This window comes from Mesorhizobium sp. ESP6-5 (assembly GCF_020164695.1).
GTDB lineage: Bacteria > Pseudomonadota > Alphaproteobacteria > Rhizobiales > Rhizobiaceae > Mesorhizobium > Mesorhizobium australicum.
Genome location: NZ_JAIUGR010000007.1, coordinates 203,425 through 215,854, shown reverse-complemented (window position 1 = coordinate 215,854; position 12,430 = coordinate 203,425). Strand labels below are relative to the sequence as shown.

General features: G+C 65.7%; 9 protein-coding genes. 4 read left to right on the top strand and 5 right to left on the bottom strand.

Features of this window, described 5'->3' with window-relative positions; all coding sequences use genetic code 11:
* Positions 1-46: 46 nt before the first annotated feature.
* The 3 genes from LB524_RS13895 to LB524_RS13885 form a co-directional block, all read right to left on the bottom strand.
* Positions 47-250, bottom strand: a complete 204-nt coding sequence (locus tag LB524_RS13895) for a hypothetical protein (RefSeq protein ID WP_140617918.1) — start codon at positions 248-250, stop codon at positions 47-49.
* A 196-nt stretch (positions 251-446) separates the two neighbouring features.
* Entirely contained in the window at positions 447-1,655 is a 1,209-nt protein-coding gene (locus tag LB524_RS13890) for an FAD-dependent monooxygenase (RefSeq protein WP_224527261.1), read from the bottom strand.
* A 95-nt stretch (positions 1,656-1,750) separates the two neighbouring features.
* Positions 1,751-3,274 (bottom strand): formyl transferase, encoded by a 1,524-nt coding sequence (locus tag LB524_RS13885; RefSeq protein WP_224527258.1) that lies wholly within the window; start codon positions 3,272-3,274, stop codon positions 1,751-1,753.
* 283 nt (positions 3,275-3,557) lie between these two features.
* On the opposite strand from LB524_RS13885, the gene LB524_RS13880 reads away from it, so the two are divergent.
* Together LB524_RS13880 and LB524_RS13875 are read left to right on the top strand one after the other, a co-directional pair.
* A complete protein-coding gene (locus LB524_RS13880) occupies positions 3,558-5,690 on the top strand; it encodes a GumC family protein (protein WP_224527255.1) in 2,133 nt (710 codons plus the stop codon).
* A gap of 1 nt (position 5,691) precedes the next feature.
* Entirely contained in the window at positions 5,692-7,038 is a 1,347-nt protein-coding gene (locus LB524_RS13875; protein WP_181173016.1) for a VpsF family polysaccharide biosynthesis protein, read from the top strand.
* Between the two features lie 45 nt (positions 7,039-7,083).
* Here LB524_RS13875 and LB524_RS13870 read toward each other — a convergent pair whose 3' ends face one another.
* Together LB524_RS13870 and LB524_RS13865 are read right to left on the bottom strand one after the other, a co-directional pair.
* Positions 7,084-8,352: a glycoside hydrolase family 5 protein gene (locus LB524_RS13870; RefSeq protein ID WP_224527250.1), complete on the bottom strand. Its 1,269-nt coding sequence runs from the start codon at positions 8,350-8,352 to the stop codon at positions 7,084-7,086.
* Positions 8,349-9,518 carry a DUF1972 domain-containing protein gene (locus LB524_RS13865; protein ID WP_224527247.1) on the bottom strand — a complete coding sequence of 390 codons (1,170 nt, stop codon included), beginning with the start codon at positions 9,516-9,518 and terminating at the stop codon, positions 8,349-8,351. The genes LB524_RS13870 and LB524_RS13865 overlap by 4 nt, the downstream gene beginning before the upstream one ends.
* A gap of 440 nt (positions 9,519-9,958) precedes the next feature.
* On the opposite strand from LB524_RS13865, the gene LB524_RS13860 reads away from it, so the two are divergent.
* Together LB524_RS13860 and LB524_RS13855 are read left to right on the top strand one after the other, a co-directional pair.
* Entirely contained in the window at positions 9,959-11,128 is a 1,170-nt protein-coding gene (locus LB524_RS13860) for a glycosyltransferase family 4 protein (protein ID WP_224527243.1), read from the top strand.
* Complete coding sequence (locus LB524_RS13855; protein WP_015316841.1) at positions 11,125-12,426, top strand: hypothetical protein; 1,302 nt, start codon at positions 11,125-11,127, stop codon at positions 12,424-12,426. Before LB524_RS13860 ends, LB524_RS13855 begins: the two co-directional genes overlap by 4 nt.
* The last annotated feature ends 4 nt before the right edge of the window (positions 12,427-12,430 follow it).

Sequence of the window (12,430 nt, the reverse complement as noted above, 5' to 3'; positions counted from 1 at the left end):
AACGCCGTTCGGCAAGGTTCCGTTGGGTCCGAGCTTTGAGATCGCGTCAGGATTCTGCGTGGTCCGATCGCTCGGCGCGATGACCGGTCTGCCAACTGGTGAGTTGGCGCTCGGCCTCCGATATGGTCACGCTCATCAAGCCGTCAAATTCGGCCATGGCTTCCATATGCCCATGATCAATGATGGATTTGCGAAGAATGCGCATTGCCAGAATAGCATCCTGCAACGCGCGGTCGATATTCTTGACCATGACAGGATCTCCTGCGGGAATAACCTGTCGGCAAGCCGCTTGTTCCCACCGAACGGCACTGGATCTGCTTTTTGAGCGCGATGTCGCTGTCCCAGTGAAGCGCTCCAGCGGTTTCCTTCTCCGGGAGGGGTGGAGGCAGGTCAGAGGTACGGCCCTCAGGACAGAACCACGATGACGATGAAGGGTGGGAGACCCCTCACGCCATGCCCGGCTCCCTCCGCATTCCCAAATGGCGCACCTTGCGGCCGATGATCATCAGCCTGCGTGCCGTATTGTTGCGCAGGCGCCGCGCGCGCCATTCCAGCCCGGTTTCGGTGGTGATCCGCCTGGCATAGACACTCACACGCATGCCGGCCTCATCGGAGGCCAGCTTGACCGGATCGTCATAGAAAGCGGCGATCTTGTCCGCCGCCATGCCTGGCGTTTCCAGCCAGCGTGGAATGTGAACGGAATGGAGCTGATCGACGTCGATCATGACCCGCCCTATGCCGACGCCCGGCGTCGGGCATGTCGTCCAGAACGCGTCACCGATGAAGACGACCCCGTCGCGGCGATGGCCTTGCGTCGTGGTCAGGTTGATCTGCCGGACCTCGACGGGACTTGAGACCGCGAAGTTGCCGCATTGCGCCGATATTTCAGGCATCAATTCGCAAAGCATTTTCTGCGGATTGGCCCGAAAGTCCCTCGTCCATTGTTCGGCCACGGTGCGATAGACGAACATGTTGGCCCGCATCTTGTCGCCGAGAGGAAAGACGGTGATGTAGGCGACGCGGTCGCTGGCCCGCCTGCCGTAGCAGGTGACGGCCTGGTAGACGCATTCGCGCGGCGGAATGGCGAGGTCGAAACCCATCGACAGCGAATGAGCTTTCGATTGCTCGACCCGCTCGACGCCGATGGCGCGCCGCACCGCTTCGCTGTGACCGGTGGCGACCACCAGCAGGCGAGCCGTGATGACCCTGCCGTCGTTCAGCACGAGGCGCTGCCGGTCCGGTCCGGTCGAGACCTGGGCGACCTTGCCGACCGTTATCGGCACTTGCGGGGGAAGGGCATCGCGCAGCCCGTTGATCAACGCGGCATAGGAAAATGCGTATTCGGGCCTGCGCTCACGCGAGAACAGCTGGCCAAGGCGGAAGACATGAATGTCGTCAAACGGCGTGACGAGCCGCATGATCGTTTTGTCGAGGCCGAGCTTCTCGAACAGCCGTATCTGATCGGTACCGATTTTTTCGGCCCGGAACTCGTCGTGATGAACGCGGTGCGGATCGATCAGTGCCACCTTGCGGCCGGCATTTGCCAACACCGTTGCCAGCGTGGTGCCGGCCATTCCGGCGCCAACGATCGCCACGTCGACTTCGATGGGGTCAGCGTCGGCGGGGGTGATATCGCTGCCCTTCATGCTGGTCATCTTCCGTCTCCACAATCCGTGGTGGAAAATATCTTCCGGACCATAATCAACCTCAAGCAACCAACGCGGGTAGCCGGTAGTAACAAACGTTTAGGTTAACCACGGCCACCTCTTTTCCAGCGCGGCGCGATCGCCGAGCCGTCGATGAACTCCAGGCCGCCCGCCTCGTTTAGCGTGTGCAGCTTACGCCCACTCCATAGCGCGCCGGGGGTTAAGATCGTCTCGACACGCTGCTCCATGCCGTTCAAATCAAGGTGAGTGACGCGTGCGATGCCAAGGGCGCCGCCGTAGCTCCTGCGGCAGTCCTGTACCGGACGCAGCAACTGGCCGTCGCGTTCGACCATGCGTCCGGCCGGCCGCGCCGAGGCGATGTCGATCAGCACCGGATTCCTGGGATGCGGCGTCCAGAGGCCGCGAAAGTCCGGCGCCGACCACAGATGCAGCGCGTCCGAGAAGGCGCCGCCGCCGTCCCGGGCGCTGCCTTCACCGTCCCGGACGGTGGCGAACAGCCACCACGAGCCGCCATGCTCGACCAAGGTGGCGTCGCTGGCGACGATGTCGGACAGCAGCGTCGCTTCCTTGACCCATCCGCCCGGGAAGGCCGTGGCGCGGTAGAGATCCACCGTCCGGTTGGCGCAGCTTTCGGGAACCATCCAAACCTCGCCGTCACGCTCGAAGACGAAGGGGTAGGAGAGGTGGTAGGGCAGATCGAGGACCGGCTCCGGACGGCCGATCGGCCCCGACGGACCAAACGGCACGGCGGAAATGATGGCTCGGCCCAGGCGGTGGATATAGTCCTCGACGAACAGGGTTACCTGTCCCTGATGAAGGATCGGGAACGGATCGGCGTAGAAGCGGCTGCCGTCGTCGGGCAGTTCTCGCCAGCCAGAGGCCGGATGCGCGCGCAGGTCGAACAGATCCCGCCCGCCAGCCTCGCGCCAGCCGACCTTCCAGTGCGGGGCGTTGTAGCAGAGATGGTAGATCTTCTGGACGACGCGGCGCGCCAATGCCTTGCCCGCCCTGACGCCGAGCTTGCCGGCCGAGGGCAGCGATGGCGGCCCCCTGCCGTCCTCCGGCTCGGGCAGGGCGGGCAGGGCGCCCCGCGCCGCGCCCGTCACCGCCGCCAGGATCAGGCTTGCCGTGCGCGCCAGCATGTCCTGGAACGAGGCGAGCGCGATGCCGCCATATTCGGTGCCCAGGCGTCCTTCGGCGACGACGGCGCCGTTCTCCTCGATGCAGGCCCGCGGGGTCCGGCCGTCGAGCACCGACGCCAGCAGGGCCGCTTCGCCGCCGGCGCCGTCATAGGTCACATGCCAGACGCGTGTTCCTTCCATTCGCACATCGCCGCAGAGGTCGAGCACGAGGTCGGGCGCGGCGGCGGGCTGCGTGCGGTAGGGTGCCAGCGCCGACAACGGCAGGCGCTTGGCCAGTCCGTCCGCGGGCAAGCCATGGATGACCGTTTCAAGCTGGAACAGTGCCGCGACGCTGCCTGGAATGCCGCTCCCGGCTGGGCGTGCGTCGACGCTGACCGCGACCTCGGCGAGCGCGGCCAGGCGCTGCAGCAGCAGCAGGTGAAAAGCACGGAGGCAGTCGCTGTCCAGGCGCAGGCTCACCTGCATGTCGCACCCCTAGAATTCTGATGTTCGGTATTGGCCGGTGTTCGATTTTTAGGCACGATCGGTGGGCGACGGTCGGACTGGAGGAAGATGTTGCTCCATTTCCATTCGTTTCCCGCTCGCTTGCGCCCTGTCAACACGGCCCATGCCTCTGCTACGCAAACTCCGTGCCAAAAATCAGAAGAGCTCCCAACATAATTAACAGTGTTTTAACAGTTGGAGTAATAGCTAAGCTTAAGCCGCAATTTAAGCTTTTGGGGCACATGGAGTGTTGTCGGAGCGACCTTTGCAATCATCCCTGCTCTCGTTGCCGCAACAACACGCTCCAGAGGTGATGCAATATGCGCCGGAGCCACCGCCGGCCGCGTCCTATCCGTCCTCGACCGTCGAGCTGGGTGACCTGAAGCGCATTCTGGTGCGCCGCCGTTTCCTGATCCTCGCCACCGCCGCGCTGCTGACCCTCGGGGCGCTGCTGTATGGACTGTTCACGCCGGCGCTTTACAGCTCGGTGGCGGAGATCATCGTCGATCCGCAGGACCTGCAGGTGGTCACCAACGACGTCAATCCGAGCCGCGTTCCGCCTGATGGCGGCATCACCATGGTGGAAAGCCAGGTTGCCGTCGTCCAGTCGAGCGGCGTGCTGCTCAGGGCAATCGCGGCGACCAACCTGACCGAGGACCCGGAATTCAACGGGCAGGGCGGGTTGTTGAGCCGCCTGCTCGGCGGCGTGCTGGGCTCGGGCTCGGCCGAAACCGACAAGGCGGGCAAGACGCTCGATGCGCTGCGCCGGCGGCTTGCGGTCAAGCGGGCCGACAAGGTGCTGGTCCTCGACGTGATCGTTACCGCCAAGAGCGCCGACAAGGCGGCGAAGCTCGCCAATGCCATCGCGCAGGCCTACCTGGCGGATCAGGCGAGCGCGCGCGCGAAGATGGCCACGGATGCTTCCGACTCGATCACGGCGCGGCTGGACGAGCAGCGCAAGCGCGTCCAGCGGGCCGAGAATGCGGTCGAGGCCTACAGGTCGGCCAACAACATGGTCATGGCCGCCGGCAATCTGGTCAGTGACCAGGAACTGACCGAGATCAACACGCAGCTCGCCGCCGCGCAGAGCCGCACCGCGACGCTGAAGGCGCAGGTCGACCAGTTGCGCCGGTCCGGCGGCGCGCCGGACGCGACCTCGGAAGCGATGCGCTCGGCGGTGATTTCGAGCCTGCGGGCGCAGGAGGCGACACTTGTCGACCAGGTTTCGCAGCTCGGCACGGAGCTCGGGCCGCGCCATCCTTCGATGATGGCGGCCCAGCAGCAATTGCGCGACACGCGCGCGCTCATCGCGCGCGAACTCGGTCGTATCGCCGCCGCCGCCGAAACCGACTACGAGCGCGCGCTGGCCAACCAGCAGGCGCTGGAAGCGAAGGTCGCGGGCATGAAGAGCAAGTCGCTCGACACCGACCAGGCCTCGGTCAAGCTGCGCGAACTGCAACGCGATCTCGAGGCGGTGCGCTCCGTCTATGCCACTTATCTGCAACGGGCGCAGGAAACGCGCGAGCAGGTCAATGTCGACAGCACCAATGCGCGCATCATCTCCGACGCCATGCCGGCCCTGAAGAAGAGCTGGCCGCCGCTGTTGCTGCTGGTGTTCGGCGCGTTCTTCGGCGGGCTGGGGCTCGGTACCGGCATGGCGCTGATCGCGGAATATTCATCGCCGACGGTGCTTTCCAGCGCGCAGATGCAATCGGCCATCGACGCGCCCGTGGTGGGCGTGCTGCCGGCAAAAGCAGCGCGCCGCCGCTGGTGGCCTTTCGGCGGCGCCGCCGCGCCGGCCGGACAGAAGATGGACGCCGTCGCCGGCCTGGCGTTGAGACGCCTGTTCTCCTCCAGCCGGCGTCCGCCGAACTGGCCACTGGTACCGTCGATCCTGGTGACGTCGGCGCCAGAGGACGCCGCGCAGCGGGGCCGGGTGGCGCGCCTGCTGGCCAACGCGGCGGCTGCCAGGGGCAGCCGTGTCCTATTCATCGACACCAACAATACCGGCGGCAGCCAGAAGGAGCCGCAGCCAGGTCTCCTCGACGTGCTGCGCGGCGAATACGCCTTCGAAGCGCTCAGCCAATACGCGCCCGGCAGCAACGTCGCGCTTCTCGGCAAGGGTCGGCCGAAGGCTGCTTTTTCCGAGGCGCAGGGCGTCTATTTCACACAGCATATGCTGGCCCAGGCGAGCCGCAATTTCGAACTCGTCGTCGTCGATGGCGGCGCGCTGGCCGACAATCTCAACGCCTCACCGCTGGTCGCCATGGTCGACGAGATAGTGCTCGTCGCCACGCTGAACGCGACGCCGATGCGCGACGTCACGGCGGCCTCGCAAGCCATTTCGGTCATGGGGCGGTTGCCGACCGGCGCCTTGCTGGTCGACGAGGCGGCCTGACATGGCTGCCATCCGGGGCGCCGCCCGGTCCGCCACCCCGGCGGCCGGCTGGGCTGGCCAGGGTCAAGCCCCGACCGCGCCCCGCACCGGCAATTCCGTCGACTGGGTGACCGGCTACGGCCTGGTCGCGGTGGTGGCGCTGCTGTTCAGCATTTCGGGCGGCATGCTGTGGCTGGTGGGCTACAATTACGACGGCCTGACGGGCAATCCGGCGACCAAGATCCATCCTTCCACCTATCTGCTCGTGCTGATGTTTGCTTGGCGCGCCTGCACGTTCGGCAACCCGGTCGGCTATACGCTGGCCATCGCCGACAGGCGGCCTGCCAGCGCGCTGCTGGCCGTCATGTCGATCATGCTGCTGGTCGTCGTCATCGTCAGGCAGCGCCCCGGCATGGCCGGCATGATCGACACGTTCGTGGCGGCGGCGCTGCTGGTGATGATGCTGGCCGAGGCCGACGAAAAGACGTTCGCCCGCATGCAAACCGTGGTGCACGCGGTGATGACGGTCAACGCGCTGCTGGCGCTGTTCGAGTTCGCCACCAAGACGCTGGTCTTCCCCTACCGGCTCGACGGCGAGGTGTTCATGAACGACCTGCGCTCGACGGCGCTCCAGGGCCATCCGCTGTCCAACGCCACGATCACCTCGATCTATGTGCTGGCGCTGCTCTCCGGTTCGAAATCCCTGTCCATGCCGCTGCGGCTCGGGCTGATCGGCCTGCAATGCGCGGCGCTGGTCGCATTTGGCGGGCGCTCGGCGATGGTGACGACGATCGCGCTCGGCGGCATCTATCTGCTTTTCAGTGGCGTGGCTTATCTGCGGCGAGGACGCATCAGCCTGCCGGGTGCCGCCCTTGCCGTCATGCTCGCCTCGCTGCTGCCGGTCGTGGTGGTCATGCTGTTCTCCTACGGCTTCTTCGACGCGCTGCTGGAGCGCTTTGTGTCCGACAGCGGCAGCGCCAATGCCCGCGTCGAAATGTTCGAGTTGTTCAAGCATTTCGAACTGCGCGACTTGATCGTGGGGCCCGACATCGATCTCATCGAAAGCCTGCGCCGCATCAACGGCCTCGAACAGGGTATCGAGAACCCGATCATCCGCCTGCTCCTCTATCAGGGCGCCTTCTTCACCCTGCTGTTGTTTTTCGGCTTCGCGCTGTTCATGCACGAAGTGGCACGCCGCTGCCATCCCGGCATCTGGCTGCCGATGCTGGGCTGGCTGATCCTGCTCAACACCTCCGAAAGCCTGGCGTCCAAGACGACGCTGATGACCAAGTTCGTGGTGATCGCGCTGGCGCTTTACAGGCCGGTGAAGGTGGCGGGGCGTCCGGGCGCACAAGGGGTGCCGAGGTAGCGCTGCTCTACGGCGACAAGGAACTCGGCCGCATTTGGAAGGCGGTTATTCCGGCATCCTTAACCCGAGTGCATCCACCATCGCCGGGTCGAGCGAGCGGGTTTTGTCGTCCATCATGCCCATGCCGTCGAACAGGTCCCAGAAGGCCCAGGGAAAGCCGGATGCCTCGGCGCTCTGCCTGACATCGGCGATGTAGCGGGCGCGGTCGGGATTGGGGGCGGCGACGTAGCGGGCGTCGGTGCGCAGCGCGCCGAATTCGCCCATGATGACGCGCGTCGGGGCGATGCCGTGGCTGTCGGCCCAATCGCGCGCCTGGCCGATATATTTGTCGACGAACCAGCGATCTGGCCTGGCGTCGAAATAGACCTTCAGCACGCGTTCGGTTTCGGCATAGGCGGCCTGTTTGTCCGCTTCCGAGGTTTCGGTGTCCCCGGCCATGCGGGCCCTGACCGAGGCCAGCGTCCGTTCGAGCGAACCGGCGGAGGCTGGCCATGGCACGTTGTTGAGCGCGCGGTAGACGGGCTCGCGCATCCAGGGTGCGCCCTGATGGCTGAACAGATAAGGTTCGTAGAAATGGAAGGTGAACAGGATCGGCTCGAAGGCCGCCAGCGGTTCCGGATCGAGCGCGGCAAGCCCGCTCACCATCGAGCCGCAGCCGCCGGTGACGACCAGCGGCAACGTCTGGGATGACGCCCTGGCCGCCGTCAGGAGGGCCGCCTGGACGTTCGACCAGACGTTGGAGGAGCAGGATTGCGGCGGTTCGTTGACCGGTTCCAGCGCCACCATGCCCGACGGGAACCGCTGCAGCCTGTTGGCAAGCGTGCCGACAAGCGCGCGATAGGCTCTGAATTCGGGCGCGGCGGTGCTGGAGACCATGCGGTCGGGGTTCCAGTAATGGGTGGCGCCGTTGGCCTGCACGTTGACGATGATGCCGAGATCCGCATCGATGACTGCCGCGACGGCATCGTCCAGCATCGCCAGCAATTTTGCGCGCGTGGCGGCATCGGCGGCCAGGAACGGGCCAGGATCGACCGGCAGGCGGACGAAGTCGAGCCCGGTCCGGCGCAGCCGGCGAAGGTCGTCCGGTGTCGGCACCGGCCGCTGCGGCTGGAAGGGCGGCCAGTCATAGTCGGTGCGCGGCGCGGGAAACTCACGCGTCAGCGCGAACCAGGGCCAGGCGTTGACGCCGCGGCGAAAACGCCATTCGCCGGTGGCGGCCAGCGCGGGCGATGCGGACGAGAGTGCTGCCGTGGCGGGCACCAGCGCCGTCGACAGCGCGGTCCTCAGCAGCCGCCGTCGCGACCAGCCCGTCATACGGCGCCGGGCGAGGGACGGTCGACCGGCTGGGCTGCGGCGGCGCTCACGCCCAGAAGCCGGTAAGCTTCGGTTTCATAGGCAAGCAGGACATCGTCCCAGCGGAAAGCTTCGTTGGCGCGGGCTCTCGCGGCCGCGCCGCAGGTCCTGACCAGCGCGTCATCCTCCATCGCCTGCCGCATCCGCTCGGCGCAACTCCGCGCATCGGTGAAATAGATGGCGGCCGCGCCGGCGGTCCATCTGTTATAGGGGTTGTCGTGAGCGATCACCATGTTGCCGGCGGCCAGCGCCTCGACCAGCGACGGGTTGGTGCCGCCGACGGTGTGGCCATGCAGATAGGCGCGCGCGTGAAAACGCAGCGCCTTCACCGCCGCCTGGTCGTAGATGGCGCCGGGCAGCACCACCGAGGCGTTCGCCGCCTTGCGGACGGCGGCATGGTAAGGGATATCGGGGGAAAGCGTGCCCAGCACCACCAGCTTCATGTCGCGCTTCTGGCTGCAGAAGGCCTCGACCATGGGCAGGATGTTGTTGTCGGGCTCGATGCGCGCGATCGAGATCAGGTAGTTGCCAGGCTCAAGGCCGAGCGCGCGCACCGGCGCCTCCGGGGCCGATGTCACCGGGTCGGCGCCATAGGTGATGGTGGCGATGGCGCTGCGCGGCCGGCGCGTCGCTAGGTGATCCGCGATCACCGGATGATCGGCGACCAGGCGGTGCGAGGCCCAGGCGCCGATCCATTCGTTTAGCCAGAACCATGTGCGCGCAGCCATACCCCATTTTGGCCGGCGCCACTCGATGCCGTCCATGTTGGTGATGATCTTGCGCCGCATCAGCCTCAGCCAGGTCAGGAAGACCGCGCCATTATAGCCGAGCACCAGGCAGATGCCGGGCCGCCGGGCGGCGTCGAGCACACATTGCCAGTCGAATTCCAGCGTCGCGCGGGGACCTTTCGAGGCGACCTGGACATGGATGAGATCGATGCCGTTCCAGGTGTCGACACGCACCCTTTGGTCGACCCGCTCGACCTCCTCCTGGCAATAGACGCCGACCTTCCAGCCGCGCCCGGCAAGAAACAGCGCCAGCCTCTCGGCGAAGGTTTCAAAGCCACCATGGGCCGCTGGAATGCCGCGCGTCCCGAGGATCAGGATGGTGGGCATTTCAGGTTTCATGGCTGCTGGCGCTTTCAAGTCCGCTCGATTCCGCAATGCGCGGCCGTCCCTCTGGAAACACAGCCCAGCGAATATCCGTGCCAGACTCAGTTCCAGCCATCATCGCACCGGGGTGTAAAATATTTCTTCCAGCGGCCGGAGTTGTTTCACTATCGGTCAACTATCCCAGCGTATGTGTATCGAAACAAGGCAATGCCGCGACCGGGCGACCTGCAGACGGAGAAATCAGGGCCGGCATGATCCTTGCTCATGGACTTCTGTGCGCCACACCGGCGGAGGACGTGCAGCATTTGGTATGGTGATCCGGGTTCTACATCCGCTCGTCACCATGCCGGCAACAAGTGAAGTCCAAAGGGGTGTTGGGCTTGAAGTCTCCAGTCGCCTGTTCTGTCAGGCGGCGGGATCGTCAAACTACCCCTGGCAGAAAGATGCATGGGAATATGCGGATTGCATGCGTCCATCAGGGCTATGAACTCTATGGTTCCGATCGCAGCTTCGCGGAGAGCGTCGCCGCGTTGCGCGCCGCGTTTCCTTCAGCCGACATCGAGGTCGTCCTGCCGCGCAGCGGACCGATCGTGCCGATCCTCGAACCGCATGCGACCCGGATCGTCTTCGAGCCGCTCTGGGTGCTGAGGCGCCAGGCGATTGCGCGCCTTGCCACCATCGAGATGGCGCGGCTGCCGGTCGCGGTGCTGAGGGCCTGGCGGCGGCTCCGGGATTGCGATCTCACCTATGTCAACACCTCGATCGTGGCCGACTATGCGCTTGCCGCGCGCCTGCTGCCGCACAAGGCCGTGCTGCACATCCACGAAATTCCCGAAGGCGCCATGCGCAGGATCCTAGTCGGCCTGATGCACTGGAGCCATGCCGATCTCATCTTCAACTCGCGCGCCACACGCGCCGCGTTCGGCGAGCCCAGATACGCGCGCTCCCATGTGGTCTATAACGGCGTTGCCGGCCCGGCCGCGGCCGAAGCGACGACCTATGACGGCAAGCGGCCGCTCAAGGTGCTGCTGCTTGGCCGCATCAACAGGATCAAGGGCCAGGAAGTGCTTTTGGAGGCGATCGCCTCGTTGCCGGCGGAACTCAAGTCGAGGATCGAGGTGCGGCTGGTCGGCGGCGCCTTCGAAAGTACCGAACGCGAACGCGCGCTCGCCGAACTGGTCGGCAGCATGGGGCTCGGCGGACGCGTCAGCGTGCTGCCCTTCATCCCCGATCCCTCCGAGCATTATCGCTGGGCCGATATCGTCACCGTGCCCTCGCGGCGTCCCGAATCGCTCGGCCGCGTCGCCATCGAGGCGATGGCCTACGGCCGGCCGCCGCTGGTGTCGGCGATCGGCGGGCTGGTCGAGGTGGTGAGCGACGGTGAGACCGGCTGGCATGTTCCGCCCGGCGATGCCGCCGCCCTTGCAGCCAAACTCGAGGAGATCATCCTGCGGCCCGAGGCCTGGCGCTCCTTTGTCGCTGCCGGGCGGGCGCGCTACGAGGCGGTCTTCAGCGAACCGGTCGCGGCGGCGGCGATCGCGGCGATAGCCGCCGACAAGCTGAAGACAGCCATCGCCAGGCCGGGGCGGACGGCAACCGCCCGCCAGGCGGAGACACGGCCGTGAAACTTCCTGGCCATCTGGTGCGGCGTCTCGTGCTGATGATCGGCGGCGAGGCGATGCAGAGCGGCTTCCACTTCGCCCTCAACATCGCGCTGCTGCATATGCTTTCGGCGCAAGGCTACGGCCTCTTTGCCATCGGCATGGTGATGGGCGGCGTCGGCCTGTCCTACATCAGGTCGCTCACCGCCGTTCCGGCCTCGATATGGATGGGCAAGAGCACCAACAGCGCCGGCGTCGATGCCTATGACGTTGCCTTCGGGACGGCGGCGCTGGTTGTTGCCTTGCTGATGGCCGTCGGCACGGCGATCGTGATGCGTCTCTTGGGCGACCCCAGCGGAATTGCCGCGGGCTGTTTCGTCGGCGCATGGTCGCTGCGCAGCCACATGCGCACGGCCTTCTTCGCGCGCCGCCAGCAGGTGATCGTTTCCGTCAGCGATGCCGCCTTCACGATCGCCGGCACGGTCATGGCCGGCCTGGCGATCTGGCTGGCCAAGGACGCGCTGCAGACTGTGTTCTATGCGCTCGCGGCGGCCAATGTGTTTGGCATCTTCGTCCTGGTCAGGCTGGCGCGCCGCACGATGCGCATCAGCTTCCGCATGCCGACACGGCGGCGCTATGCGAGGCTGTGGTCCCAGCTCTGCTGGTCGGCATTCAGCGCCACCACCACCAACATCCAGGGGCAATGCCTGGCGCTGCTGGTCGCGGGGATTGCCGGGCCGGCCGCCTATGCGCCGCTGGCGGCGGTGCTGGTGCTGTTCGCGCCGCTGCGCATCAGCAGTCTTGCCTTCGTGAACATGACGCAGCCCGAACTCGCCAAGCTGATGCGCAACAACGAAACGCGCCGTGTCTGGGCGCAGGCAAAGCTGTGGGCCGTTGTCATGGGCCTTGGCGCGGTTGTCTATGGATGCGCCATCCTGTTCGTCCTGCCGATGATAAAGTCCCAGGCTCTCCAGGACGCGTCGGTGGGATTCATCGGGTTTTTCGTGATCGCGAATTTCGTTCCGATCATGCTCTACATCATGCCCCGCATCGTGCTCGAGATAATGGGTGACTTCCGCATCGTCGCCTTCATCACCCTGGGCGGCGCCATCGTCGGGCTGGCGTTGATCGCCATCCTGCTGTCGATCGCCTCCCCGCCATGGGCGCTGCTGGGTTCGGCGGTGTCCGAGATCTTCGTGCTCGTGGCATCATGGTATTTCGTGCATCACCGCATGTGGAACATCGAACACCCGGACCAGCAGCGCGACAGCCGCCTGGGCTCCTGGCGACGGGCGGTTTCGTTCGCCGCGGTCAAGCGATAGGAGA

Coding starts and splice junctions, on each gene's coding strand:
- LB524_RS13895 (WP_140617918.1), bottom strand. CDS start 250: ATGGTCAAGAATATCGACCGCGCGTTGCAGGATGCTATTCTGGCAATG.
- LB524_RS13890 (WP_224527261.1), bottom strand. CDS start 1,655: ATGACCAGCATGAAGGGCAGCGATATCACCCCCGCCGACGCTGACCCC.
- LB524_RS13885 (WP_224527258.1), bottom strand. CDS start 3,274: ATGCAGGTGAGCCTGCGCCTGGACAGCGACTGCCTCCGTGCTTTTCAC.
- LB524_RS13875 (WP_181173016.1), top strand. CDS start 5,692: ATGGCTGCCATCCGGGGCGCCGCCCGGTCCGCCACCCCGGCGGCCGGC.
- LB524_RS13870 (WP_224527250.1), bottom strand. CDS start 8,352: ATGACGGGCTGGTCGCGACGGCGGCTGCTGAGGACCGCGCTGTCGACG.
- LB524_RS13865 (WP_224527247.1), bottom strand. CDS start 9,518: ATGAAACCTGAAATGCCCACCATCCTGATCCTCGGGACGCGCGGCATT.
- LB524_RS13860 (WP_224527243.1), top strand. CDS start 9,959: ATGCGGATTGCATGCGTCCATCAGGGCTATGAACTCTATGGTTCCGAT.